Consider the following 24,902-nt stretch of genomic DNA (forward strand, 5'->3'; position numbering starts at 1 on the left):
GGGGTGCTTTGGCTTGCCGGTGCATTCTTAAGTTATAACGTAGCCCGGCATTATACCAATATGGCGATCGACGACAGCCTACTGCAAACAGCACGCTCGATTGGCCGGCAAATCAAGCCCCAGGACAATGGGCTGATTATTGATTTCCCCCATGCTCTGCAGCTTTTACTGGATGACGACTCAGACGAGCGCCTGTTTTATACGGTATCGCTCAATACAGGCGGCATTATCTTCAGTAATAGCGAGCTGCCCGCGCTGCAAAGCCATTTAAAGCCCGACAATCAAATTGTTTTTTATGATGCCCGCCTTCAAAATGAATCGCTGCGCATTGTTTCGCTCTATTTCCCGGTAGAAATTACCCAGCAAAAAAAGTGGATGCACGTACTGGTAGGCAAAAGCACCGAAGCACGCAGCCAGCTTTCTAAAGAAATCCTGATTGCCATTGCCGCACCGCTGGCCCTCTTGATTTTTGCCATGAGTTTTCTGGTCTGGTGGGGCATAAACCGCGGCCTGCGCCCATTAGCCCGCCTGCAGCGCAGGGTTGAAGAACACTCAGGCCAAGACCCATCCCCTCTGCAGCTGGATAATGAACCTGAAGAAGTGGGCGCGCTCACTTCCGCACTTAATCAGCTTTTAAGCAGTACCAATGAAAGTGTGGCCCGGCAACGCCGCTTTATTGCCGATGCTGCGCATCAGCTCCGCACGCCTCTTGCCGGCTTAAAATCGCAAACCGAGCTGGCCATGCGCGAAACCACGCCAGAAGGGCTAAGCAACCGCCTGACCATGGTACACACCAGCGCCAACCGCAGCATTCACCTTGTTAATCAGCTACTTACCCTTGCCAGATCCGAGCCGGACAGCGCAAAAGGTATGCCGCGCGTCCCGCTGGATTTAGCCAAACTAATACGCGAGCTGACGGCAGAATGCGTGCCACGCGCCTTGGCTGCCGGCATGGATCTGGGCTGTGACACCGATGTATCCGAAGCGCCCATGCACGGCAACTCCGCCCTGCTGCGGGAGCTGTTTACCAATCTGATTGAAAACGCCATCAAATATATCCCGCGCGGCTGTAATATCACCGCTCGCCTGAGCATCGAAGGCGAGAATTACGTGGTTGAAGTAGAAGACGATGGGGCCGGGATTCCAGATACCGATAAAGAGCGCGTATTCGAGCGCTTTTACCGCCGCGAGCAAACCGGTAACGGCTGTGGATTAGGGATGGCAATTGTCAAAGAAATCACCGAAAGGCATCGCGGCAGCATCCGCCTGCTTGATGCCAAGCCACACGGGCTGATTGTGCGCGTTCTGCTGCCGATTAAAGCTGAATAAACCCTCGCTCTCAGCACATTGCTTTATTCGCATTAAGCTCAGCCAGTGACATCAGCGCCTTCTCAGCCAGACAATCCTTGGAATCTGATCGCCCTTGCGCTCCAGCAACGCCTGAAAGCTCATATTAACCCGGCCAAAATGCGCGTCCACTTCGCTGATGAAATAACGGCTTTCTATGGATACGCCATCCAGTGATACGGTAGCTTGCAGGGTCTGGGGCAAGGCCAGTTTAAATTCTTCAATATTTTTAAAATACTTGCCTGAGCGTTTGGCCACAACACCTTGCGCGGCAGACACTGACAGGCCCGGAATAATCGCCGCCAATACTTCCGGCCCGGCAAAATTAACATTCACGGGCGTTGCCTGCGGTAAAACACTGATTAAGGGCTCCAGCCTGGCGATCACTTCGGGCGTGAAGCCGCGAATACGGGACAAGCCCTGAATATCCAGCAAAGCGCGGTTAGCTGCGCGGTAGGGTTCGCCCATCGCCAGATATTCAACATCTTCTGCCCCTCCCGGATAGCGGGTCAGATTATCTGCATCCAGCCAGTCGACCAGCGCATTAGCGATATCAGGCGGCAGGCCCAGCGTTTGTACAAGACGTTGAAAAGCCGCGAATGCGGACTCATTCAATACCCCGTTTTGCACTACATTGTTTAAATTAAAACGCCCCTGCTGCTCTAATAAACGCCCGCCTACCCGGCCTGTTTCAACCGGAATCGCCGGAATCGGAATATTCCATGGCTCAAGCTGATGATCAATCTGATTATTGCGGGCGTCATCCCTTAGGGTGAGCCTTGCCAGGTTAATGGAAGCGCGGGCTATGCCGCGTGCCTCGGCCAGATCAAACTGATTTTCCAGTTGCCGGAACCACAGCTGCTGGCGCCAGGCAATGGCCACCGCTAGGGTGGTCACCAGCGCAGCAGTCAGCACGGCGGTAATGATGGCAACGCCTTGTTGTTTGCGCATCATGGCAGGGTGTATATCCTTTCTACGGTGGTGTCATCGGCGAGCGTCAGCTTAATTTTCACACCCCGTGGCGGCACTTTACTATTGCCTGCGGGCGGCCAGCTGGGCTTCCACTGGCTGGAGGCATCTAAAAAATTCACTTCAAACCCGCGGATATTTTCCAGCAAGGTGTGCACCTGCGGCTCTTCACGCGGCCCCAAATCAAGCGCATTCCACAGCAGCAGCTCTAAGCGGCCATTATTCAAACGATAGGCTACATGAAAAGCATCCCGGTTGCGATCCAGGCGAATCAGTTCCAGTGGCTGATCATCTTTACGCTCCGGTTTATTCGTGCCACGCATTGCAGCCTGCTCTACCCCGCCCTGATCCCGCCAGGGGCGATCCACCGCCTGGCTGACATCCTCTTCCATGCGATCAAACACCAAAGATAAATCGCGCCAGCGCTTTGCCTCGGCATCCAGAGCAGAACGCGTTTGCGCCACCGATTCCAGGCCTTTATATGAAATCAAAGTCACCACGCTAAATACCGCCAGCGCGATTAAGATTTCCAGCAGGGTAAAGCCTGCATGCCTGGGTTTAAACACCTTAATGGGGAACATGAGCAAGATAACTTACCAGAGTCGCTGCCGCGTGCTGATCATCACCGGCAGAAAATACTTTTATTTCGATGCGCCGAAAGCTGCGGTTAGGGGATCCGCCAGTTTCTACGCGCCAGACAAAATCCATGCCCGCTTGTGATTCTTTACCCTCAGTTGAGCCAATATCGGGCCATGCGCCCAAGGCAGCCAGCTCGTTTAAGCGGTTTTGTGCCACCCAGCCTGCTGCCGTGCGGCTTTTCAGCTCTATCGCATTATTAGTGCTTGCCAGGGTTGCTTTCATCGCGGCCCCCATGGCAATGGCTATCACGGCCAGTGCAACCAGCACTTCAATCAGGGTAAAACCTGCATCTTTACGCATGAGGCAAGGCCGCAGGCGCCGAGGCATCCGGCTGGTGAACTTCAACCCGCCCCATCACATCTCCCTGCAATTCCAAGCGGCTGTTATTTAAGCGCAGCTGCAAGCGAAAAGGGGCATTCACACCCGAAGGCTCAAACACCAGACGTTCTCCCAAGCGCTGCTCACGCAAATTAACAGCAAACCCTTCCACCCTGACTTCTTCTAAAACATGCGGATTAAGCAAATCATGCGTGGCAATCGATTGCCAGTTATTTTGAGCATCTTGCAACCAGAACTGATACCCAAAACCATCCGATGACCATGCAATGGCCTGCCCGCTGGTAATGGCCTCATCCCGGGCGGATTCAAATAACGAAGCCAGGCGGCTGGCCTCGCGCTCCACCCTTTGCCCGTCTGATAAATCCAGACGCACCACGGCCAAACCCATAATGATGCCGATAATACTAAGCACCACAAGGATTTCGATCAGGGTAAAGCCACGCTGAACCATCGCTTTCATCGCCCAGCACAAGCCATGATCTGTTGCTTAAAGAGCATCAGTTATCCCAGGAGCCAATATCAGCGTCCGTACCTTCACCACCCTGCTGGCCATCAGCACCGTAGCTCATCACATCAATTTCACCCTTAATGCCCGGGCTGAGGTAAAGATAATCACCCCCCCATGGGTCTTTAGGCAGCTTTTCCAGGTAACCACCGGTTTTCCAGTTGTTTGGCACAGGAGCAGCACTTGGCTTTTCTACCAGCGCTTTTAAGCCCTGCTCGGTACTTGGGTAACGGCCGTTATCCAGCTTATAAAGTTTGAGCGCCTGGACCACAGAACGGATATCTTGTTTAGCGGCCACAACGCGCGCTTCATTCGGGCGATTCATAATCTTAGGCACTACTAAAGCACCCAAAATTGCCAGAATGGTAATCACCACCAAAATTTCAATCAGCGTAAAACCGCCTTGCCTGCGTTTCATTTCATACTCCCCTTTATGAAAGCCATTACGATTTGTTCGTATTCGGCTTTTTATTTAACCAATTGATTCATTTCAAAAACTGGCAATAGAATCGCCAATACAATCACAAGCACCACGCCGCCCATTAACAAGACCATCAGCGGGCCAAGCAGCCCGGTAAAAGTAGAAACGCGATTTTCTAATTCTTGCGTTTGCTGTGCAGCAGCTTTTTCCAGCATATGTTCAAGGCGCCCCGTTGCCTCACCGCTGCCGATCAGATGGATCAGCACGGGCGGAAACATTTTGCTTACCGCCAGCGCACGCGACAAGGTCATCCCTTCACGCACCTGCCTCGCGGCTTCAGCCACCGCATCGCGCAGGGGCAAGCTGCCCAGCACACCACTCACGGCCTGCAAAGCATTCAGAAGCGGCACGCCGCTCCCCACCAGAATCGCCAGAGTAGACGCCAGCTGAGCGGTATTTGCGGTGCGCTCAAAGCGCCCGATCAGGGGAAGCTTTAAACGCCATGCATCAAACTGCCGTCTTACCGCTTGTTTTTTAAGGGCATGCCAGCCTGCTGCCGAGGCAATTGCCAGCAGCACAAAGAAAATCAGCCCCCAATCGCGCACAAACTGGCTGGCCCAAAGCAAAAGACGAGTAAGCAGCGGCAGCGTTTGCTTGGCACTCTGAAACACCGTCACCATCTGCGGCACAACCCAGGTCAAAAGCCCGACAATCACCAGGGCAGAAACAAACATCACTACAGCGGGGTAAATAAAGGCCAGCCCGACTTTAGAGGCCAGAGACGCACGGGATTCAAGATAATCGGCCAGGCGCTGCATCACCGCAGCCGCTTTGCCTGATTCCTCTCCCGCACTGACAATCGTCCGGTAAAGCTCCGGGAAAACACGAGGATGGCGTGTAAGCGCCTGAGAAAGCGAGGAGCCAGCCAGAATCTCGCTGCGCAGCGCAGCAACCAGCTGCTTTTCGCGCTCGACTTCGCTTTGCTCAATCAAAACAGAGAGCGCCTGCTCAATAGGCAAGCCCGCATCTAGCAAGGTGGCCAGCTGGCGCGTGAGCAAGGAGAGCTTTGCCGTGCCTAAGCTGCGCTCACCTTTTGCTCCGGCAGAGGCGATTTCTTCCAGCTCGGAAACCCACAAGCCCTGCTGACGCAACAAACCCTTGGCTAAACGCGACGTTTCCGCCTCGATAACGCCACGCGCAGCTTTCCCGCCCTCGTTCACAGCACGGTAGCGAAAAGCGGTCATACGGAAATACCAGAGAGATAAAGTACCCAACAAATTATCATTTTTATTATTTTGTTCAGCAGTGGTTAATTAGACTAAAGATTTTATAATTCATACAAAAGCCGCCCCCGATTTTATACAATAAATCAAAGGCGGCCCTCATTCTCTTTAAATATTTAAGAGAAAATCACCGTTTTCTTTGCATAAACCAGAATCCGGTTTTCAAGATGGGCCCGTACCGCACGTGAAAGCACCATTCTTTCTAAATCACGGCCTTTCTGAATCAGCATATCTATATCGTCACGGTGCGAAATACGCATGACATCCTGTTCGATAATCGGACCATCGTCCAATACCTCGGTGACGTAGTGGCTGGTTGCACCAATAAGCTTGACCCCACGGGCGAATGCACGGTGATAAGGCTTTGCCCCTTCAAATGCCGGTAAAAATGAATGGTGAATATTAATGACACGCTGCGGATAAGACGCAGTAAATTCGTGACTTAATACCTGCATATACCGGGCAAGCACAATTAAATCAATCTGACTGGCTTCGAGCAATGCACGCTGGGCCTGTTCTGATTCGGCTTTATTGTCTTTAGTTACGGTAATCACATGATAAGGAATGCCATAGTAATCCGCCAGACCACGGCAATCTTCATGATTAGAAATAATCAGCGGAATATCACAGCGCAATTCGCCGCTTTTATGCCGGTGCAATAAATCAACCAGACAATGGTCATACTTAGAAACAAAAATAGCCACTTTGGGGCGGCGGGCAGATAAGGCCACCGACCATGTCATCTGGAAGCGATCCGCGATAGGCTGAAAAGCCGCGGCGAATGCGCTCATATCCAATGAAAAGTCGGTGACATCCCACTCTACCCGCATCAGGAAGAGATTTTCTGTCTCGTCCTGATGCTGATCAGCGTGAACAATATTGGCATTATAGGTATACAGAAAATTGGCAATCGCAGCAGATAAACCTTTTCGATCCGGACAACTAATCAGTAGTGTTGCGGTATTCATTCAGTGACTCTAGTAAAATCTATTCCTAATTCTAACAGCAACACCCGCCTTAAGGCATTAGTCCAGCCATGGCAAAATATGCTCAATGATGATTCTGCTCAGAGAGCCGGTCTTTTTGTTTCTGACGGCACAGCTCAACCATGCGCTCTCCATCTGTTAACAACTGCTCAAACGGGGTGCTGAAACGGTGTTTAGGTATTTTTGCCCGCCAGACATAGCCTTCTTCAGGCACGTCCAGCAGATCCACCGGATAATTAAACATGGCAGCATAAATTGCAGAACCCACACCAGAAATGCGTGCGGGGTTGAAAGATCGGCCATCTGGCCCCATCATCTCGTGATCGAGAGACCTTAATGTAACGGCAATGGTTTCTTCAGGAGACAACTGATCCTGTAAGGCCACACGTACAGCAGCAAGTAAAATTTCTTTTTGAATCAAGTCCATCACTCCCCCAAAATATTTACTATGTTGTTTTATTCTGGGTTTCTATCTGTTTAATACAAGGCGTTTCGCCTGCCACCTGTCAGCCCACATATGTTCCATATCGTCTTATTTCAGCCTGAAATCCCGCCTAACACAGGCAATGTTATCCGCCTCGCCGCCAATACGGGCTGCAGCCTGCATTTAGTCAAGCCACTGGGCTTTGAACTGGATGATAAGCGCATGCGTCGCGCCGGACTGGATTACCACGAGTTTTCCAGTATGCAGATCCACGAATCATGGGCAGATTGCCAGCAATCTTTAGCTGGCCATCGTTTTTTTGCCATGACTACAAAAGGATCGGCACGGCACGACCGCATTATCTACGAGAAAGGTGACGTTTTTGTGTTCGGCCCGGAAACACGAGGCCTGCCAGAGGAAATTCGCGCAGAATTTGCAGCAGACCGCCGCATTCGCCTGCCAATGATGCCGGATAATCGCAGCTTAAATTTATCCAACGCAGTGGCCATCACAGTATTTGAAGCATGGCGGCAAATGGATTTTGCCGGGGCAAGTTAAAAACTTCATCTCTAAAAAAAAGCAGCGCAGAAGAATAAATCTTCTGCGCTGCTTTTTTTTCAGCTGAGCATTAAGCCAGTATACATGCCGCCTGTGTTTGCTCTGTCAGCGCCCGCAACTGAGGAATATCTTTAGAACACTGATCTAATGCCTTAGGGCAACGGGTTCTGAATACACAGCCAGATGGCGGATTAATCGGGCTGGGCAAATCACCCTGCAAAATCTGAATCACCTTATTTTTTTCGCGCTCAGGATCAGGAATAGGAATCGCTGACAAAAGCGCCTGGGTATAAGGATGGCTTGGATGCGAATAAAGCGCGGCTTTTTTTGCCAGCTCCATTTCATGCCCAAGGTACATCACCAGAATCCGGTCGCTGATATGCTTAACCACAGCCAGATCATGGGCAATAAAAATAAGCGCCAAGCCCATTTCGCGCTGCAATTCTTTAAGCAGATTCACAATCTGCGCCTGAATCGACACATCCAGCGCTGAAACAGGCTCATCACAAACGATCAGCTTTGGCTTCATAATCAGCGCACGCGCAATACCAATACGCTGGCACTGCCCGCCCGAAAACTCATGCGGATAGCGATTAATTTGCTGCTCACGCAAACCAACCCGCACCATAATCGCTTTTACCTGAGCCATCACCTCGGCTTCAGAGATATTCGGGTAATGAGTCTTGAGCGGCTCGGCAATAATCTGCGCCACGGTCATCCGCGGATTTAAAGACGCCAGAGGATCCTGAAAAATCATCTGAATATCTTTGCGCGCCTCCAGCCAGTCTGCGCTGCTGGCACCGCTCATTTCCTTACCCATCCATACAATACTGCCGCTGGTGGCCGGAATTAAATTCAGCACAGCACGCGCCAGAGTCGACTTACCACAACCCGACTCACCCACCACGCCCAGCGTTTCACCCGCATAAAGATCAAGCGATACACCATCCACGGCTTTCAGGGTTTTACTTGCTTGCCACGGCCATTTCACGCCCTGACGCACAGAAAAATGAACTTTTAAATCACGAATAGACAGAATCGGTTGGCGTGTATCAGACATGAGCCTCCTCCAGCTTGGTTTCTGCTACCGGCTTATGACAAGCACGCAAAACACCACCTGCACCAACAGGCAGCAATAAAGGCAATTCGCTGTGGCAGCGCGCCACGGCATGGTTGCAGCGCTCACTGAACGGACAGCCAGGAGGCATATGCGCCATATTCGGCGGGTTACCCGGAATAGAAATCAGGCTTTCACTGTCGTCATGATCAAGGCGCGGCAGTGCCCCAAGTAGGCCCACAGTATAAGGATGCGTTGCGTGATAAAAGATATCACTGGCATTGCCCTGCTCCATGACACGGCCACCATACATCACCAGCACTTTCTCACAGAGGCCGGCCACCACACCCAAATCATGGGTAATCATCACAATGCCGGTACCAAAATCACGCTGCAAGTCTTTTAACAGCGCAATAATTTGTGCCTGCACCGTCACATCCAAAGCGGTTGTTGGCTCGTCTGCAATCAGCAGCTCCGGCTCGCACAAGAGCGCCATGGCAATCATCACCCGCTGGCGCATCCCGCCAGAAAACTCATGCGGATACATCATCACACGGCGTGCAGCTTCAGGGATTTTTACCGCATCGAGCAGCTCAATCGAGCGTTTTTTTGCATCGCGGCGACTCATACCCTTGTGCAACTCCAGCACTTCGGTCATTTGGCGCTCAACCGTAAGATATGGATTTAGGGACGTCATCGGGTCCTGAAAAATCATCGCCACACGGTTACCGCGAATCTTATTCAATTGCTGAGCAGGCATCGTCAGCAAATCCTGACCATCAAATAAGGCACGCCCTTGGGTCTTGCCATTTTTAGCCAACAACCCCATCAGGGCCAGTACAGTCTGGCTTTTACCCGAGCCCGACTCACCGACAATACCCAGCGTTTCACCGCGATTGAGCTCAAAAGATACGCCATTGACCGCGCTGACCGAGCCATCATTGGTGGCAAACTGCACACCGAGGTCTTTTACAGATAATAAACTCATGATGCTGCCTTTAATCCAATTTGGTCACGCAAATCATTGCCGCCCAAATAATGAACACCCACAGATAATAAACACACGATATTGGGCTCCGCTTACCGATCTTTCGGGTCAAGCGCATCACGCATGCCGTCACCGATATAATTGGCACAATACAAAGTGGCAGACAGCATGGCCGCAGGGAACAGCAATAACCACGACGTGGTTTCCATTACACTGGCGCCATCATGAATCAGCACACCCCAGCTGGTCATCGGCTCCTGAATACCCAAGCCTAAAAATGACAAGACCGACTCAGTCAGAATCACACCCGGCACGGTTACCGTCGTGTAAATCACCACAATACCAAGAAGATTGGGCACAACATGACGGAAAATGATTTTCCATGTTGGCACACCTATGGCGTGAGCCGCCTCAATGTATTCTTTTGACTTAATGGCTAAGGTTTGCCCGCGAACCACACGAGCCATATCCATCCAGCCAAATACCGTAATTGTTAAAACAACCAGATAAAATTCACGACCTAAAAGGGTAACCATTAAAATGGCAATCAGCAGATAAGGAATTGCATACATCATATCGACGATACGCATCATTACGGAATCTACTTTCCCGCCAAGAAAACCGGCAGTCGCTCCCCATATTACGCCAATCGCAACCGAAGTTAGGGTAGCTAGGACACCAATCATCAGAGAAATACGGCCACCAATTAAACTGCGGACTAATAAATCCCGGCCTAATTCATCCGTACCAAACAAATGCCAGTTTTGTAATGTGGGAGCTAAACCCATTGCACCAAAATCAGTATCTTCATAAGAATTGGGCAATACAAATGGGCCTAAAATACAGGCAATTGTAATCAGCATTAAAATAATGGCGCTGATCACTGCAGCCTTATTTTTAAAGAAACGCCGGCGTGCATCTGCCCAGGGGCTGCGGCCTTCAACAGGCAAGCTTTCCAGCGTAGCGGCGAGTTTTTTATTTCTGAATAACATGACAACCCCGCCTGTTAGTAACGAATTTTAGGATCGAGCAGCGCGTAGGCTAAATCGACTAATAAATTAAGCAATACTGCCACCACGGTCACCAATACAACCAGCCCCAAAACCAAGGTGTAATCGCGGTTACTCGCCCCATTGACGATTAATTTACCAATACCAGGCAAAGAAAATACCGATTCGGTGACAACCGCCGCAGTAATGGATGAAATAGCCAATGGCCCAAGTACAGATACAACAGGCAATAATGCCGGCTTTAAAGCGTGACGAAACACAATCGTTTTTAAAGGCAGACCTTTAGCGCGTGCTGTACGAATAAAATTGCTGCTCATCACTTCAATTAAGCTGCCACGCATCACTCGCGCAATGGTCGATACATTAATAAATGTCAGCAGGGAAAGGGGCAAAACAATAAAGCGAAGATTGAATTCATCCCAGCCACCAGCAGGTAAAATCGGGACCCAGATCGCAAAGATCAGGATCAATACCGGCCCTAATACAAAAGAAGGGATCGTGCTGCCAATATTGCCAATCAGCATCACAAAATAATCAATAAAGCTATTTTGCTTAAGTGCAGCGGTAATACCCAGGCCCACACCAATAATAATTGACAATAAAATAGCCCCGCCGCCAATTGTCAGGGATACAGGCAAAGCCGCAGCAACCAGATCATTAACACTCCAGTCTGCATAACGAAAAGACGCACCTAAATCACCGTGCAATAAACCTTTCAGATAATATAAATATTGCTGCCAAAGCGGCAAATCCAAATGGTATTTGGCTTGTAAATTAGCTAAAACAGCTTCAGACACCTTGCGCTCGGTATCAAACGGGCCGCCTGGTGTTAAATGCAGCAATAAATAGCAGATCGTAATTACTGCCAGCATTGTAGGTATCGTCGCCAAAATTCGGCGGAATGTATAAGCCCACATCGGCATTCCTTCCCTGGTTCTTATGTTTAATCAAACTGCTTTCAGTGTGAGCCGCTCTCTGGCTGCACTACACAGACAAAACAACGCCGCTTTGAGCAATAGCCCAAAGCGGCAACGCATCACAAATTTAAATCTTAATGCTTAATAATATAAAACTCTTTGCTCAGATAACGATCAACCGGGTTCTTGGTTGAATAGCCACCCACATAAGATTTAACCAGGCGTGGCAGGGTATATTGCAATAATGGAATCATTGGATAATCATCCATAATCATTTTTGCAGCCTGAGTCAGCAATGCTTTACGTTTTGCCACATCCTGCTGCTCATTGCCCTGCTTAATTAATTCCTCTGCTTTCGTATTGCAGTTTGCATTATCATTTTGTGAAGAACCACACTGAACCAAAGTCAGGAAAGTTGTGGCATCATTGTAATCAGCCAGCCAGCCATTACGTGCGATTTGGAAATCGCCATCGTGGCGTTTCTTTAATAGCACTTTAAATTCGAGGCTGTCTAATTCAGTATCCAGGCCAAGCTTTGTTTTCCATTCAGAAGAGGCAAACAAAGCCATTTTCTTATGGTAATCATCGGTGTTATAAGTAAATTTAATTTTTGCACCTGGTTTTACGCCTGCTTCAGCCAGTAATTTCTTAGCTTCTTCCACGCGTTTTGCCATTGGCCACTTAACCCAGTCGTAAGTGGTTACATCAGCACCTTCAAGGCCTTTAATCGTCACGCCATACGCAGGAATCTGGCCATCAACCGTTACTTTTTGTGCCAGAATATCGCGATCCAATACCATAGACAGCGCTTTACGCACGCGCACATCTTTCATCATTGGATCTTTATTGTTTAAAGAATAATAACGCAAGCCCAGGATAGGGCCATTCTGAATTTCCTTAGGGAAATCTTTTTTCAGCTTTTCGTACTGACCTGCAGGCAATTGGTAAACGAAGTCGTTATCGCCTGACTGATAGAGTTTTAATTCTGCATTGCCCGCTTCAACAGGCAAATAGGTTACACGAGTTAGCTGTGCATTTTTTGCATCCCAGTATTGGGCATTTTTTTCCAGCACAATCTTGCTGTTCACTTTCCAATCTTTTAATACATAAGCACCATTGCCAACCATATTGCCCGGCTTGGTCCAGTCTTTACCAAACTTATCCACCGTGGCTTTATGTACAGGCGCAAATTGCGAATTAGCCAATACACTTGGCAAATAAGCAATTGGATTAGGTGTTTTTACTTCAAGGGTATATTTATCAATGGCCTTAACACCCAAAGTACCAGGCGCTTTTTTTCCTTCTGCAATTTCTAAGCCATTCAATACAAAAATGCCATATACCGTGCCGTAGGTTGATGCAATTTTTGGGTCAAGGAAACGTTGCCAGCCATATACAAAATCAGCCGCTGTAATCGGGTCACCATTAGAAAACTTAGCGTCTTTACGCAAAGTAAATACCCAGGTCGTTGGGTCTTTTTGCTTCCAGCTTGTAGCTACACCTGGCTGTAAGCGCCCTTCATTATCACTAGTGGTTAAACCTTCAAACAAATCACGGGTAATGTTATTCGCACCAACAGATTCAGCAAGATGAGGATCCAGCGTTTCTACCTCAGACCCATTATTACGAATCATTTCTTGCTTGTCGCTAAGCTTAACGCCCGCAGGCACTGTTGCTGCGAATGCTGCTCCGCCTAAGGCAAGTGAAAGCGCGAATGTCACTGATTTCATAGTCCAGCTCATTGTGTCTCCTTAAAGGGCGATACCCGTTTATGATTTGATTAAATAAACCACTTCTCCGATAACGAAGAAGTGGTTTAACTTACGATACACCGCTTGGACAGTGTTACATAAAAAAACTAAAACTTAGAACAATAAGATCATGCCAGTGCTGATTACTTTGGCATTTGTTTTTAAACCCTTACTTACACTGGTAGAGAAAGTGTTTTCATCTTTATTCTGAATCAGAGCACCTTCAACATACAGCAATGATGATTTAGACAGGTTGTAATCTGTACCCAATTGGAATTGGCCAGCTTTAGCAACAACTTTCTTATCGCCTTGCTTACCTTCGCCTTGGTATACATAACCAATACGTGGAACCCATTTACCTACTTCATATTGCGCCATAACAATCGCGCTATCACGCTTAAATTCACCACCGGCAAACGCGGCATCTTGCTTCGTATTTTGGTAAAGCGCACCAATCTGAAGACCTTCAATCGGGAACACTTTAGCACCGAGTAAATACGAAGTTACTTTTGAATCTGACTTCTCAACCAAGCCACCTGTCACTGTTTCACGAGCAAGGTTTTTCAGGCTGTTGGTACCCGCATAAATGGCAAACTTAGGCTGAGTAAAGCTTACAGTCGCATCGTAGCCCTTTTGGCTGCTGCCAACTTTTGATGTGCTATCAATCACGGCATTTACCGTAGCCGAGAAACCACCCCAAGTTGGTGTTGTGTAAAACGCGGCATTTTCATGACGGGTGCTATAAGTTGCATCTTGGAAAGTGCTGGCTAAAGTCGTGTTGCTTTCAAACAAATCAAAGGTTTCAACCAGCAAATCATATGCACCTTTGCTCTTACCAAAACGCACAGTGCCCAGATCTTTTGTTTCAACACCAATCCATGCTTCACGGCTACCAAATGTGCTTAAACCAGATTCAATTTTCCACAGCAGATTCGCGCCATTATCAAGCTTGTCCGTGCCCTTAAAGCCAACACGGCTACCAATATCTTCAAGAGAGAATTTGTTAGCTTCACCAGTGCCGCTTACAGAATTGCCGTAATCAATCGATTTTTGTGCAATACCGTAAAGTGTTACGTCTGCCTGGGCATAAGAAACAACGCATAAACTTGCTACCGCTACAGCCAAAATTTTCTTAACAGTCATTTTTAATTCTCCTTAAGGTCAATAAGACCACCATATGTGTAAAGAACAATATGCTTTTTCTTTACCTGATGACTAGCCCCTGCCACGTCGCGCTTTTCATCTGCAGCACCAGAAAGAAAATTAAAAATGAAACCACTAATTGCAATCATCCTTATTTTCTAGTTATCAATACAACACCCAATTTAACTCGCACCAAAACAGTGCATAACGCAAACCGTAATCAAGACGCCCACACTACAAAGGCCCACTTTCTCGCATAGCTCACAAGGAACTATTCACATTAACACCACCTTAATGAAAAATTACATACCTATGGCAAAAACCAATAATTGCACCAAATTAGTGCATCAACAACTCATGATGCTCAAAAAAAAGCAAGTAAACAATTTACAAATGCACCTGAACGACGATAAAAATACAAAAAACACCATAAATCACAAACATGCCACACATTAAACAGACCGCCAATCAGATTTAGACGTCTCACACCAAAATAATAAGCACAAAAAATACCAAAAAATACAAAAAAACCCCTAGGCAAATACCGAGTCTTTTTTACAACAAAAAATACAAACTAAAGATTTAAATATAAATCAAGCAACAAAATACCATAAAAAAACATATCAATCACCAAATAAAACCATGAAACCTCAAAAATTTAGTACTAAGATGAAAAAATTTTATACAAAAATTTCACCACCAATCACCAGCCCATAAAAAAACCCGCTTACGCGGGTTTTTTTATGGGTACAAAGAAGCATCAGCCGTTATAAGGATGGCGCAATACGATTGTTTCTGTACGATCCGGGCCAGTCGAAATGATATCCACTGGTGCACCACACACTTCTTCAATGCGCTTCAGATAAGCACGGGCATTTGCTGGCAAATCTTCCAGTTTTTTAACACCGAAAGTAGACTCAGACCAACCCGGCATTTGCTCATAAATGGGCTCACAACGTGCAATCTGTTCCGCACCAACCGGCAAGATGTCGATAATTTCACCATCCAGCTTGTAACCAGTACAAATGCTGATCGTTTCAATGCTGTCCATTACGTCCAGCTTGGTCACACACAAGCCTGATACGCCGTTAATCTGGATAGAGCGCTTTAATGCAGCCGCATCAAACCAGCCACAGCGGCGGGCACGCCCCGTTACAGAACCAAACTCATGGCCACGCGAAGCTAGACCAGCCCCTACATCATCAAACAACTCAGTAGGGAATGGGCCAGAACCAACGCGCGTGGTGTAAGCCTTCACAATACCCAGTACGTATTGCAACATTTGCGGTGCAACGCCCGCACCCGCTGATGCAGCACCGGCCACGCAATTGCTGGAAGTCACATACGGATAAGTACCGTGATCGATATCCAGCAATGTCCCTTGCGCGCCTTCAAACAACAGCGGCTGACCTGCTTTATTCATATCGTAAAGCGTACGTGAAACATCACCCAGCATAGGTTTGATACGCTCAGCGTAAACCAGTGCTTCATCGTAAACCGTTTGGAAATCAACTTCTTCAGCCTTAAAGTAGTTCTTCAGGGCAAAGTTGTACCAATCTAGGTTTTCTTTCAGCTTGGCTGCAAAACGCTCAGGGTGATACAAGTCTTGCAAGCGAATGGAGCGACGAGCGATTTTATCTTCGTACGCAGGGCCAATACCACGACCGGTTGTACCGATCTTCATCTCACCCTTAGCGGCTTCACGCGCCTGATCAATGGCAATGTGATACGGCAAAATCAACGGGCAAGCCTCTGAAATCCGCAAACGGCTTGCAACATCAATACCCGCGGCTTCCAGCTCATCAATTTCTTTAAGCAGCGCTTCTGGTGAAATCACCACACCATTGCCGATAAAACAAGCCTTACCCGCGTGCAAGATACCGGACGGAATTAAACGCAGGACGGTTTTTTTACCGCCTACCCACAGTGTATGACCGGCATTGTGACCGCCCTGAAAACGAACCACGCCTTGTGCGTGATCGGTTAACCAGTCAACGATCTTGCCCTTACCCTCGTCACCCCACTGGGTACCAATCACAACCACATTTCTGCTCATGCCAAACCTCACTATTAAAACCAACGTAACCAAAACACGCGATATCTGAGTACCACGTAATGCACTAAGCGGCACACCCCCTGCAGGAGTGCACCAGGAAATCAAACACGATTATCAGCAAGCAGCGGCAATACTTGCCACTGACCATCTGTCCATTTAAGCTCACGATCAACACTGACTTCGGATGTATTTACACCCAAATCAACCATCACAATTTCACCTGCATTTCTTAAGCTGCGGATTGCCGCAAGCAAGGCCACATCATCTCCTGCCGGGGCTAACACACCAGAGCGTAAAGACGGAAAAGGCAAAGAAGAAAACTCACGTAAATCCATACTAAAACCTGTAGCAGGGCGGGAGCGGCCAAACTTCTCACCCACACTATCATAGCGCCCACCTCGTGCCACCGCATTGGTAAATCCATGGGCATAAGCGGCAAACACTAAACCGGTATGGTAATAACTACTGCGTAATTCAGCCAAATCAAAATGAACCACAATACCGCGCAATTCCAGTGCAGCAGTCAGCTGATCAAGACTGTCAAGTGCAGAGCTTATACCTGGTAATTCAGGCAGCTCAGCACGGGCACGGACAAGCACCTCACTGCCACCATAAAAAGAAGGCAGCAGCAATAATGCAGCCTGTAATTCAGCGGCAATACCCAACGTTGTTTCATGAATGGTCGGCAAATCTTTTTGCTGCAAAGCCGCAAAAACTTCTGCACGGCGATTTCCCACGAGGCCAGCCTCATCAGCCAGAGCATGAAACAAGCCTATGTGCCCAATATCTAAACGCGGCGACTGCAGGCCAGCTAGAGAAAGACTCTCAAACATCAGCTCAATCGCTTCAACATCTGCAGCTACACTGGCACAACCATAAATCTCTGCACCAATTTGACGTGGCTCACGGGTGGACAACACCCCTTCCGGCCGGGTATTCACCACCGAGCCAGCATAGCAAAGCCTCGCCACGCCCTGGCGATTTAAAATATGAGCATCAACCCGGGCCACTTGGGGCGTGATATCTGCACGTAAGCCCATCTGACGGCCTGTTAATTCATCCACAAGTTTGAATGTTTTTAAATCAAGAGCACTGTCATCTTGTGTAAATAATGATTCCACATACTCGATAAGGGGAGGTGCAACCTGCTCGTAACCATAGCAAGCAAAGAGATCAAGCACTTTACGGCGCAAAGCCTCTATTTGGCGGGCTTCGGAAGGTAAAACATCAGAAATATACTCAGGGAGAATCCAGTTGCGCATAGTCATTTGCTTTAAAAAACAAAGCCCTTCAAACAAAGGCCCGCCTGTGCAAATTGCACAGTGCGGGCACACACTTCTTAAAGAGATAGTCTAGCGGGACAATAAGGCCAGCACTAAACCTGCGAGCAAACACCCCAAACCAATTAAACGAATTTTAAAGTCGTCCAACTCTGCCATTTTCTGCATTGTACTACGCCATACGGAAGGAAGCGCAAAAGGCATGATTCCTTCAAAAATGAGCATCAGTGCAAGGGCGGCAAGCAAAGAATCAATCACTTCGCTTTCGGGTTTTTCATATATTTGAAGAATTCTGAGCTAGGATCTACCACCATCACATCGCTCTTCTTCGCAAAACTTTGCTTATAAGCATCCATGCTCTTATAAAACGCATAGAATTCGGGGTTACGACCATAGGCTTCGCCATAAATAGCTGCCGCCTTTGCATCACCCTCACCCTTAATTTGCTGGGCTTTATTGTACGCATTTGCCAAAGTCACTTCGCGCTGACGATCTGCATCCGCCTTAATTTTTTCAGCTTCTGCTGAGCCTTCTGCACGCATCTGATTAGCAACGGCCTTACGCTCAGACTGCATACGCTCATAAACAGAATTAAGCGTACTGTCTTCAAGCTCAACGCGCTTAATACGCACATCAATCACCTGAACACCAATCCGTCCGGCATCTGCATCAGCTACTTTACGCACCGTTTCCATGACTTCATCGCGCTTGCCGGAGATCACATCCTGTACGGTACGCTTACCGAACTCATCGCGCAGCATATTGTTTACCGTATTGCGTAAGCGCTCAACCGCTTTACGCTGATCCACACCCACCGCTTTGTAGTATTTCTCTACATCGATGATTTTCCACTTGATAAAGCTGTCTACTTTAACGTTCATTTTTTCGATGGTCTGAATGCGCGCTGGCGTTTCTTCATCAATCGTTAAAGTACGCTTATCAAAGTAGCGAACTTCCTGGAGCAAGGGTACTTTAAAATTAATACCTGGATTTTTAATCACGCGCACCGCTTCAGAGAACTGAAACACCACGGCGTACTGACGCTGATCCACCGTAAAAAACGAAGCAGATAAAACAAATAAAGCCAACAGTACCAAGGCTAAAGTAGAAAGAATTCGATTCATATTGCTCTCCCCTTAGCGGCCATCGCGCACAGTAGCGCGAACGTTACGATTAACAGCTGCATCGGCAGCAGGCTCAGCCACTTTTGCGGCCTCTGCAGCGGGTGCAGGTGCAGCCGCTGGTGAAGTCATTTGCATCAATTTATCCAAAGGCAGGTAAAGCAAATTGCCATTCGATTTTTGATCGATCAACAACTTGGTTGTGTTCTGGAAAACCTGTTGCATCGTGTCAAAGTACATCCGGTCACGCGTCACTTGCGGTGCTTTTGCATACTCTGCAGCAACCTGCTTAAAGCGGGACGCATCCCCTTCGGCTTGTGATACAACACGGGAGCGATAACCCTCTGATTCTTCGGAAAGACGAGCAGCCATACCACCCGCTTTCGGAATAACATCATTTGCGTAAGCCGTGCCTTCGTTAATCAGTCGTGCCTTATCCTGACGCGCTTTAACTGCATCAGAGAAAGCAGCCTGAACCTGATCTGGCGGCTGTACATCCGAGATATTTACACGAGACACCGCCACGCCCACGCCGTAGCGGTCAAGCAGACTTTGCACGATTTCCTTGGTATCTTCACCAATCTTGCCGCGCCCTTCATTGAGCACGTAATCGACTTTATTCTTACCCACGACTTCACGAATCGCAGTTTGTGCGATCTGCTTAACCAAATCTTTAGCATCACGATCAGTTGTGCGGTTAAAGAATACAAAGTCATGCGCAGATTTAAGGTTGTATTGCACTTCCAGACGCACTTCGAGGATATTCTGATCCCCGGTCAGCATCATGGATTCATCACCCGCACGGCCTTCGCCACCTGGGCTTCCTACTTCCAGACTGCGAATTTCAGTCATATTCACGATTTCACGTGACTCTACAGGCCACGGCAAATGCCAATGCAAACCCGGCTTTTCAACCGTTTCCACATAGCGGCCAAAACGCATAATGACGGCATTTTCGCGCTCGTCAACCACATAGAAACCAGATGCCGCCCACAGCACAGCAACTGCGACGGCAACAACCACAGCAGCACCAGCGCCGCCCCGGCTGCTTCCTCCGGCAGGAGGCGCACCATCACCACCTAAGAGGCGGGATATTTTGCCAGTGATATTACGAATAATTTCATCCAGATCAGGCGGGCCATTACGGCGACCACCCCATTGCGGGTCATTTTGACTCATTAGTTAACTCAGCTGTTTTTAGTGGATGGCTTAAAGCCTCAAGCAGCGCGGCGCGAAGTGCATCGAGCCCTGTCCCTTGGGTAGCACTCAAACGCACAGCGCAAATTCTACCATACTCGTCGTGATCAACACTCGGAGGCATGTCGCGCAGATCAATCTTATTATTGACCATCAATTGTGGAATACGTTCCGCACCAATCTCACTTAATACTTTATTTACCTCAATAATTTGCATATCACGTAATGGATGATTGATATCCACCACATGCAAAAGTAAATCGGCCTGTATCGTTTCTTCTAAAGTAGCATGAAATGCGGCGACTAAAGTGTGGGGCAATTGGCGAATAAAACCAACCGTATCCGACAATACAATCGAATGCTCCGGATCAAGAAACAGCTTTCTGGATGTTGTGTCTAATGTTGCAAACAACTGATCCGCAACATAAATCTTCGATTTAGTTAATGCATTAAATAAGGACGATTTACCTGCATTGGTATAGCCCACAATTGCAACACTAAACTGCCTGTTGCGCTCACGCGAACGGCGCTGGGTTGCCCGCTGCTTTTGCACTGTAGCCAGCTGGTCCTTCAGGCGCTTCACCCGCACGCCTAATAAGCGGCGATCCGTTTCAAGTTGCGATTCACCCGGCCCCCGCATCCCGATCCCGCCTTTTTGCCTCTCAAGGTGGGTCCAGCCGCGAATCAAGCGTGTAGAAATATGCGACAGTTGCGCTAATTCCACCTGCAATTTGCCTTCTGCAGTCCGTGCACGCTGCGCGAAAATATCTAAAATCAGTGTCGTGCGATCCACAACCCGGCACTGTAAAACCTTTTCTAAATTGCGCTCTTGCGATGGTGAAAGCTGATGGTTAAAAATAACCAGCTCCGCCTCATGAACCCGAACTACTTCAGCAATTTCCTGCACCTTGCCAGTACCTGCAAAATAGGCACGATCAGGCCGGCTGCGCTTACCCTCAACCGTTGCAAGAATTTGGGCCCCTGCACTTTCTACCAGCTGAACAAACTCTTCCACACCATCCTGATAATCCACCTCACCAAAATCAAGGCAAACCAAGACGGCTCTGTCTCCACCCTTATGGCGTTCAAACATGCATGACCTTTTAATCAACAAATACCGTGCAAAGCTGTTTTAGCCCAGCACAAAAAACCCCGAAAGACCCAGTCCATCGGGGTTTTTAAACCGTACTGCTTTTACTGAAGCCATTTCAATTAGATCAACAGATCCTCAGGCATCAAGCACAACATCAGTCAAAGGAGGTAACTGACCTGCATGCTCATGCGGGATAGATACCGGACGTGAAGGCACTACAGTCGAAATTGCGTGCTTATAAACCATTTGCGTCACATTATTACGCAGCAAAACAACGTACTGGTCAAAAGACTCAATTTGCCCCTGCAACTTAATCCCGTTTACAAGATAAATGTAAACAGGCACATGCTCTTTACGCAGTACATTCAAGAATGGGTCTTGCAACATTTGCCCCTTGGTGCTCATTATATTTTTCTCCAAATTCTTGTTATATCTTGATAGAGACAGATGGGTCTTACGCTTGTCAGTCCATTGAAAAGCAAAATCTGCTTCGAGGCCATAGTAAAAAATGCTAAAAAACAGGTCTTTTCATAGTAAAACACTGTTATTTCAATATTTTTTAACCCGGTCTTAGCGTATTACTTTGCATTTCGACGGACTGTTATAGTACAAAACGCATTCTATGCCAAGCGTGAAAATTCCGAAATACTTTCAAGCTTTATCAGCGTTTACCGTATTTTTTTGGTTTCGCACCTTTCAGATGCGCCATAGGCATAGGCTTGGCACCCGTTGGCTTTTTCTGCTCAAACGGATTAACGTTCTTTTTAAACTGCACACGCAATGGCGTACCTTGTAAATTGAACATCTTCATAAAGTGATGTTCAAGATAGCGCCAATAAGAGTCTGGCACCTTTTCCAGCGCATTGCCGTGAACAATCACCACAGGTGGATTAGTGCCACCCTGGTGGCAATAACGCATTTTAGGGCGGATTTTACCGGCAATAGGCGGCTGCTGGCGCTCAAGCGCAATTTCCAGACCGCGGATCAGCTTAGGCGTAGGAATCTTAATCATTGCAGCCGCATAGGCTTGGTCAATAGAGCCAAATAATTCGCCCACGCCCTGCCCTTGTAAGGCAGAAATATAATGGAATTTAGCAAACTCTAAAAAGCCCAATTTACGGCTAATTTCACGCTTAATCATATCTTTCTGGAATTGATCAGCGGACTCCCACTTATTGATCGCAACCACTAAAGCACGGCCTGTTTCAAGCACAAAGCTTGCAATACGTGCATCCTGATCAGAGACTTCCTGCGTAGCATCCAGCACCAGCACGGCCACATTTGCATCTTCTACCGCCTGCATGGTTTTAATGACCGAGAATTTCTCGATCACATCCGTAACCTTGCCGCGCTTGCGTACACCTGCTGTATCAATAATCGTGTAATTACGGTCATTACGATCGAACTCAATATAAATTGAATCGCGCGTCGTACCCGGCTGATCAAACGCAATCACCCGCTCTTCACCCAAAATCGCATTCACCAATGTAGATTTACCTACATTAGGGCGGCCAATAACGGCAAATTTAGGGTGATCCGCGTCTTCTTCTTCTTCAGGCTCCGGAAAGTCTTCCAGAATCTCATTAAACAGCAGACGTACGCCCTCACCATGCGACGCAGAAATCGCCACGGGATGACCTAAACCCAGCTCAAAGAAGTCCGCGCATACAACCGAGGCATTCATCCCTTCAACTTTGTTTACCGCAACCCAAACAGGGCAGGTCGACTGACGCAAACGATTAGCAATAATTTTATCTTGCGGAGTAATCCCATTACGACCATCCACAATAAAAACAATGCAATCTGCTTCGTCAACGGCCTGCAAGGTTTGCCTTGCCATTTCAAACATAATGCCTTCATCGACAACGGGCTCAAAACCGCCCGTATCAACCACCAGGTAAGGCTTATCGCCGACCAGACCGTGTCCGTAGTGACGGTCACGCGTCAGGCCGGGAATATCGTGAACAAGAGCGTCGCGCGATTTGGTCAGTCGGTTAAAGAGCGTGGATTTACCGACGTTGGGACGACCAACCAGCGCAATTGTAGGTTTCATTTATTTACTTAAGCCTATTGAAAAAACATTGCCGGATAGCGTTTGCACCAGCAAATGCTCTCCAACCACTAAAGGACTCACCGCAATGCGCGCACCATCTGTAGCCTGCTGCGCGGCAAAGCTGCCGTCTTCTGTATTTAAAAAGTGGGTGTAGCCTGCAAAATCAGCCACAACCAGATACTTGCCCAATACTGCCGGAGCAGTCACTGAGCGGGCTGCCAGTTTGTCCTGACGCCAGACACTGCGGCCACTTTCACGCTCGAAAGCGTTCACATTTCCCGCTGCATCTACCGCATAAACATAGCGATAATCCATCGCCAAACCTGACCAGCTTGATAATTCACGTGTCCAGGCGGCACTGCCGCTCACCGCATCGAAACATGCCACACGCCCCTGATAAGCAACAGCACAAACCAGACGCCCATCAACAACAGGCGGAGCCACCACATCGGTAACCCGTTCAAGCTCAGTGGCACCGTGCGGAATCGCAACAGGGCTATCCCATAACACGCGGCCATCCTGTAGCGACAAAGCTACCAAACGCCCTCCTGATAAACCAGCATAAACCACATTGCCAGAAATAGTGGCGGCAGCATAATTACGCAAAATCAAGGCAGGCAGTTGTTTTTGATATTGCCACAGTTGTTTTCCGTCAGCTGCAGCATATGCACTTACCCGGCCATCGCCGGTTTTAACCACAACAATCCCTTTGGCAACAGCTGGCGGAGCCATAATTTCGCTCGATGCCTGTGCACGCCAGAGAAACTTGCCGCCGCGATCATACGCTAAGACGACACCCTTTACCGAGCCAACGGCAATAACATCGCCACCCAGCCCTACTCCACCCGCTATCGCCTGCTCAGTTTTGATTTGCCAGCGGCTTTTGCCACTGGCGGCATCAAGCCCCTGTAGCTTATCAGGAGAGCCCGCCACAACAATCAAATCACCATCCACCGCAGGCACAAAACGAAACAATGTTTTATCGCCAGCCGAAGCACGCCACTGGCTGGAAACAGACAAGCTTTGTGAAATCACCGGCAAGGGTGCTGGCTCTGGCGCATTGCTGACCGTACTGCAAGCCGATAAGCCCAATAAAGAAACAGCAACAACTAAGCGATAAAGATCTTGCATTAAGAATTCCCCAGGGCTTCCAGTTTCACTTCCACAAACTTCACGTTAGGTGCTTCTTTTGGCAACTTAGCCACGGCTTGTTTATATGACTCACGGGCAGCGGCCTTATCACCCTTAATCAGCAATACATCGCCTTTCGCTTCAAAAAACAAACCTGCAAAACTTGTTTCTTCGTTTGACTTCAGCGTGGCCAGTGCATCATCAAACTTTTTCTGATCCAGCTGCACTGCTGCGAGACGTAAACGGGCCACGTCACGCAAGCCTGCCTCTTTCGCATTCGCAATCACCCACTGCAACTGAGCCACAGCAGCAGGCACATCATTGGCTTCTGCACTGGATTTAGCTAAAAGCAAGGCCGCACGGGGCGCAAAAGCAGTGTCTGAATAGTCTTTCTTTAACTGCTCGGCCGCAGGCTTCATTTTCGCAAGATCTTTAGCCAGTGCCTGCTTATCAAGTTCTGCATAAATGACGCCCGCTTTAGCCGATTGCGAAGCCAGATAGGCATTCCAGCCCTTCCAGCCTGTATAGGCCACCAGAGCAGCCACCAGACCCAAAGAAATCAACTTACCCCAACTGTCCCACCACGCTTTGAATTCCGCAATTTGTTCTTGTTCTTGTAGATCGAAAGCCATGT

The 24,902-nt window shown here is 48.3% G+C and carries 27 protein-coding genes; 2 read left to right on the forward strand and 25 right to left on the reverse strand.

Annotation, left to right across the window (positions count from 1 at the left end; genetic code table 11):
- Positions 1-3: 3 nt before the first annotated feature.
- On the forward strand, positions 4-1,329 hold the full coding sequence (locus tag CSQ88_RS04555; protein ID WP_257212456.1) for a sensor histidine kinase: 1,326 nt from the start codon (positions 4-6) through the stop codon (positions 1,327-1,329).
- Positions 1,330-1,380: 51 nt separating this feature from the next.
- On the opposite strand, the gene gspK is transcribed toward CSQ88_RS04555, so the two are convergent.
- The 8 genes from gspK to CSQ88_RS04595 all read right to left on the reverse strand — a co-directional run bounded on the left by gspK (position 1,381) and on the right by CSQ88_RS04595 (position 6,916).
- Positions 1,381-2,301, reverse strand: a complete 921-nt coding sequence (gene gspK / locus CSQ88_RS04560) for a type II secretion system minor pseudopilin GspK (RefSeq protein WP_099396918.1) — start codon at positions 2,299-2,301, stop codon at positions 1,381-1,383.
- On the reverse strand, positions 2,298-2,897 hold the full coding sequence (gspJ, locus tag CSQ88_RS04565; RefSeq protein WP_099396919.1) for a type II secretion system minor pseudopilin GspJ: 600 nt from the start codon (positions 2,895-2,897) through the stop codon (positions 2,298-2,300). The genes gspK and gspJ overlap by 4 nt, the downstream gene beginning before the upstream one ends.
- Positions 2,884-3,255, reverse strand: coding sequence for a type II secretion system minor pseudopilin GspI (gene gspI, locus CSQ88_RS04570; RefSeq protein ID WP_180273526.1), 372 nt, complete (start codon positions 3,253-3,255; stop codon positions 2,884-2,886). Before gspI ends, gspJ begins: the two co-directional genes overlap by 14 nt.
- Entirely contained in the window at positions 3,248-3,754 is a 507-nt protein-coding gene (gene gspH, locus CSQ88_RS04575; protein ID WP_099396921.1) for a type II secretion system minor pseudopilin GspH, read from the reverse strand. Before gspH ends, gspI begins: the two co-directional genes overlap by 8 nt.
- A 37-nt stretch (positions 3,755-3,791) precedes the next feature.
- A complete protein-coding gene (gene gspG / locus CSQ88_RS04580) occupies positions 3,792-4,217 on the reverse strand; it encodes a type II secretion system major pseudopilin GspG (RefSeq protein ID WP_099396922.1) in 426 nt (141 codons plus the stop codon).
- A gap of 50 nt (positions 4,218-4,267) precedes the next feature.
- The gene (gene gspF / locus CSQ88_RS04585; RefSeq protein WP_099396923.1) at positions 4,268-5,464 is read right to left on the reverse strand and encodes a type II secretion system inner membrane protein GspF; all 1,197 of its coding nucleotides are present in this window, start codon (positions 5,462-5,464) and stop codon (positions 4,268-4,270) included.
- Between the two features lie 155 nt (positions 5,465-5,619).
- Entirely contained in the window at positions 5,620-6,471 is an 852-nt protein-coding gene (gene purU, locus CSQ88_RS04590; protein WP_099396924.1) for a formyltetrahydrofolate deformylase, read from the reverse strand.
- An 82-nt stretch (positions 6,472-6,553) separates the two neighbouring features.
- Positions 6,554-6,916, reverse strand: a complete 363-nt coding sequence (locus CSQ88_RS04595; protein WP_099396925.1) for a hypothetical protein — start codon at positions 6,914-6,916, stop codon at positions 6,554-6,556.
- Between the two features lie 90 nt (positions 6,917-7,006).
- On the opposite strand from CSQ88_RS04595, the gene trmL reads away from it, so the two are divergent.
- Positions 7,007-7,471: a tRNA (uridine(34)/cytosine(34)/5-carboxymethylaminomethyluridine(34)-2'-O)-methyltransferase TrmL gene (trmL, locus tag CSQ88_RS04600; RefSeq protein ID WP_099396926.1), complete on the forward strand. Its 465-nt coding sequence runs from the start codon at positions 7,007-7,009 to the stop codon at positions 7,469-7,471.
- 70 nt (positions 7,472-7,541) lie between these two features.
- Here trmL and oppF read toward each other — a convergent pair whose 3' ends face one another.
- The 17 genes from oppF to CSQ88_RS04680 form a co-directional block, all read right to left on the reverse strand.
- A complete protein-coding gene (oppF, locus tag CSQ88_RS04605; RefSeq protein ID WP_099396927.1) occupies positions 7,542-8,531 on the reverse strand; it encodes a murein tripeptide/oligopeptide ABC transporter ATP binding protein OppF in 990 nt (329 codons plus the stop codon).
- Positions 8,524-9,516, reverse strand: coding sequence for an oligopeptide/dipeptide ABC transporter ATP-binding protein (locus tag CSQ88_RS04610; protein WP_099396928.1), 993 nt, complete (start codon positions 9,514-9,516; stop codon positions 8,524-8,526). The genes oppF and CSQ88_RS04610 overlap by 8 nt, the downstream gene beginning before the upstream one ends.
- A 92-nt stretch (positions 9,517-9,608) precedes the next feature.
- Entirely contained in the window at positions 9,609-10,508 is a 900-nt protein-coding gene (locus CSQ88_RS04615; RefSeq protein WP_099396929.1) for an ABC transporter permease subunit, read from the reverse strand.
- A gap of 14 nt (positions 10,509-10,522) precedes the next feature.
- Positions 10,523-11,443: an oligopeptide ABC transporter permease OppB gene (gene oppB, locus CSQ88_RS04620; RefSeq protein ID WP_099396930.1), complete on the reverse strand. Its 921-nt coding sequence runs from the start codon at positions 11,441-11,443 to the stop codon at positions 10,523-10,525.
- A gap of 134 nt (positions 11,444-11,577) precedes the next feature.
- Positions 11,578-13,185: a peptide ABC transporter substrate-binding protein gene (locus CSQ88_RS04625; protein WP_099396931.1), complete on the reverse strand. Its 1,608-nt coding sequence runs from the start codon at positions 13,183-13,185 to the stop codon at positions 11,578-11,580.
- Positions 13,186-13,308: 123 nt separating this feature from the next.
- Entirely contained in the window at positions 13,309-14,337 is a 1,029-nt protein-coding gene (locus tag CSQ88_RS04630) for a porin (protein WP_099396932.1), read from the reverse strand.
- Between the two features lie 2 nt (positions 14,338-14,339).
- Positions 14,340-14,486, reverse strand: a complete 147-nt coding sequence (locus tag CSQ88_RS22905; protein ID WP_180273527.1) for a hypothetical protein — start codon at positions 14,484-14,486, stop codon at positions 14,340-14,342.
- Positions 14,487-15,097: 611 nt separating this feature from the next.
- On the reverse strand, positions 15,098-16,393 hold the full coding sequence (locus tag CSQ88_RS04635; RefSeq protein WP_099396933.1) for an adenylosuccinate synthase: 1,296 nt from the start codon (positions 16,391-16,393) through the stop codon (positions 15,098-15,100).
- Positions 16,394-16,494: 101 nt separating this feature from the next.
- On the reverse strand, positions 16,495-17,655 hold the full coding sequence (locus CSQ88_RS04640; protein WP_099396934.1) for an ATP phosphoribosyltransferase regulatory subunit: 1,161 nt from the start codon (positions 17,653-17,655) through the stop codon (positions 16,495-16,497).
- 90 nt (positions 17,656-17,745) lie between these two features.
- On the reverse strand, positions 17,746-17,931 hold the full coding sequence (locus CSQ88_RS04645; protein WP_099396935.1) for a DUF2065 domain-containing protein: 186 nt from the start codon (positions 17,929-17,931) through the stop codon (positions 17,746-17,748).
- Positions 17,928-18,797, reverse strand: a complete 870-nt coding sequence (gene hflC, locus CSQ88_RS04650; protein ID WP_099396936.1) for a protease modulator HflC — start codon at positions 18,795-18,797, stop codon at positions 17,928-17,930. The genes CSQ88_RS04645 and hflC overlap by 4 nt, the downstream gene beginning before the upstream one ends.
- 12 nt (positions 18,798-18,809) lie before the next feature.
- Entirely contained in the window at positions 18,810-19,973 is a 1,164-nt protein-coding gene (gene hflK / locus CSQ88_RS04655) for an FtsH protease activity modulator HflK (RefSeq protein ID WP_099396937.1), read from the reverse strand.
- Positions 19,960-21,084, reverse strand: coding sequence for a GTPase HflX (gene hflX, locus CSQ88_RS04660; protein ID WP_099396938.1), 1,125 nt, complete (start codon positions 21,082-21,084; stop codon positions 19,960-19,962). Before hflX ends, hflK begins: the two co-directional genes overlap by 14 nt.
- Positions 21,085-21,219: 135 nt before the next feature.
- Complete coding sequence (gene hfq, locus CSQ88_RS04665) at positions 21,220-21,489, reverse strand: RNA chaperone Hfq (RefSeq protein ID WP_099396939.1); 270 nt, start codon at positions 21,487-21,489, stop codon at positions 21,220-21,222.
- Positions 21,490-21,745: 256 nt separating this feature from the next.
- A complete protein-coding gene (der, locus tag CSQ88_RS04670; protein ID WP_099396940.1) occupies positions 21,746-23,137 on the reverse strand; it encodes a ribosome biogenesis GTPase Der in 1,392 nt (463 codons plus the stop codon).
- Positions 23,138-24,268, reverse strand: a complete 1,131-nt coding sequence (gene bamB, locus CSQ88_RS04675) for an outer membrane protein assembly factor BamB (RefSeq protein ID WP_099396941.1) — start codon at positions 24,266-24,268, stop codon at positions 23,138-23,140.
- Entirely contained in the window at positions 24,268-24,900 is a 633-nt protein-coding gene (locus tag CSQ88_RS04680; RefSeq protein WP_099396942.1) for a tetratricopeptide repeat protein, read from the reverse strand. Before CSQ88_RS04680 ends, bamB begins: the two co-directional genes overlap by 1 nt.
- Positions 24,901-24,902: the final 2 nt, after the last annotated feature.

Source organism: Iodobacter sp. BJB302, from assembly GCF_002735645.1.
GTDB lineage: Bacteria > Pseudomonadota > Gammaproteobacteria > Burkholderiales > Chitinibacteraceae > Iodobacter.

Excerpts from the sequence above, each read along its gene's own strand:
- hflX (WP_099396938.1), bottom strand. The coding sequence starts at position 21,084 with ATGTTTGAACGCCATAAGGGTGGAGACAGAGCCGTCTTGGTTTGCCTT.
- bamB (WP_099396941.1), bottom strand. The coding sequence starts at position 24,268 with ATGCAAGATCTTTATCGCTTAGTTGTTGCTGTTTCTTTATTGGGCTTA.
- oppB (WP_099396930.1), bottom strand. The coding sequence starts at position 11,443 with ATGTGGGCTTATACATTCCGCCGAATTTTGGCGACGATACCTACAATG.
- CSQ88_RS04640 (WP_099396934.1), bottom strand. The coding sequence starts at position 17,655 with ATGCGCAACTGGATTCTCCCTGAGTATATTTCTGATGTTTTACCTTCC.
- purU (WP_099396924.1), bottom strand. The coding sequence starts at position 6,471 with ATGAATACCGCAACACTACTGATTAGTTGTCCGGATCGAAAAGGTTTA.
- CSQ88_RS04680 (WP_099396942.1), bottom strand. The coding sequence starts at position 24,900 with ATGGCTTTCGATCTACAAGAACAAGAACAAATTGCGGAATTCAAAGCG.
- der (WP_099396940.1), bottom strand. The coding sequence starts at position 23,137 with ATGAAACCTACAATTGCGCTGGTTGGTCGTCCCAACGTCGGTAAATCC.
- hflC (WP_099396936.1), bottom strand. The coding sequence starts at position 18,797 with ATGAATCGAATTCTTTCTACTTTAGCCTTGGTACTGTTGGCTTTATTT.
- CSQ88_RS04610 (WP_099396928.1), bottom strand. The coding sequence starts at position 9,516 with ATGAGTTTATTATCTGTAAAAGACCTCGGTGTGCAGTTTGCCACCAAT.
- CSQ88_RS04625 (WP_099396931.1), bottom strand. The coding sequence starts at position 13,185 with ATGAGCTGGACTATGAAATCAGTGACATTCGCGCTTTCACTTGCCTTA.
- CSQ88_RS22905 (WP_180273527.1), bottom strand. The coding sequence starts at position 14,486 with ATGATTGCAATTAGTGGTTTCATTTTTAATTTTCTTTCTGGTGCTGCA.
- hflK (WP_099396937.1), bottom strand. The coding sequence starts at position 19,973 with ATGAGTCAAAATGACCCGCAATGGGGTGGTCGCCGTAATGGCCCGCCT.
- hfq (WP_099396939.1), bottom strand. The coding sequence starts at position 21,489 with ATGAGCACCAAGGGGCAAATGTTGCAAGACCCATTCTTGAATGTACTG.
- CSQ88_RS04615 (WP_099396929.1), bottom strand. The coding sequence starts at position 10,508 with ATGTTATTCAGAAATAAAAAACTCGCCGCTACGCTGGAAAGCTTGCCT.
- trmL (WP_099396926.1), top strand. The coding sequence starts at position 7,007 with ATGTTCCATATCGTCTTATTTCAGCCTGAAATCCCGCCTAACACAGGC.
- CSQ88_RS04630 (WP_099396932.1), bottom strand. The coding sequence starts at position 14,337 with ATGACTGTTAAGAAAATTTTGGCTGTAGCGGTAGCAAGTTTATGCGTT.
- gspI (WP_180273526.1), bottom strand. The coding sequence starts at position 3,255 with ATGCGTAAAGATGCAGGTTTTACCCTGATTGAAGTGCTGGTTGCACTG.
- gspJ (WP_099396919.1), bottom strand. The coding sequence starts at position 2,897 with ATGTTCCCCATTAAGGTGTTTAAACCCAGGCATGCAGGCTTTACCCTG.
- gspF (WP_099396923.1), bottom strand. The coding sequence starts at position 5,464 with ATGACCGCTTTTCGCTACCGTGCTGTGAACGAGGGCGGGAAAGCTGCG.
- gspH (WP_099396921.1), bottom strand. The coding sequence starts at position 3,754 with ATGAAAGCGATGGTTCAGCGTGGCTTTACCCTGATCGAAATCCTTGTG.
- gspK (WP_099396918.1), bottom strand. The coding sequence starts at position 2,301 with ATGATGCGCAAACAACAAGGCGTTGCCATCATTACCGCCGTGCTGACT.
- gspG (WP_099396922.1), bottom strand. The coding sequence starts at position 4,217 with ATGAAACGCAGGCAAGGCGGTTTTACGCTGATTGAAATTTTGGTGGTG.
- oppF (WP_099396927.1), bottom strand. The coding sequence starts at position 8,531 with ATGTCTGATACACGCCAACCGATTCTGTCTATTCGTGATTTAAAAGTT.
- CSQ88_RS04635 (WP_099396933.1), bottom strand. The coding sequence starts at position 16,393 with ATGAGCAGAAATGTGGTTGTGATTGGTACCCAGTGGGGTGACGAGGGT.
- CSQ88_RS04595 (WP_099396925.1), bottom strand. The coding sequence starts at position 6,916 with ATGGACTTGATTCAAAAAGAAATTTTACTTGCTGCTGTACGTGTGGCC.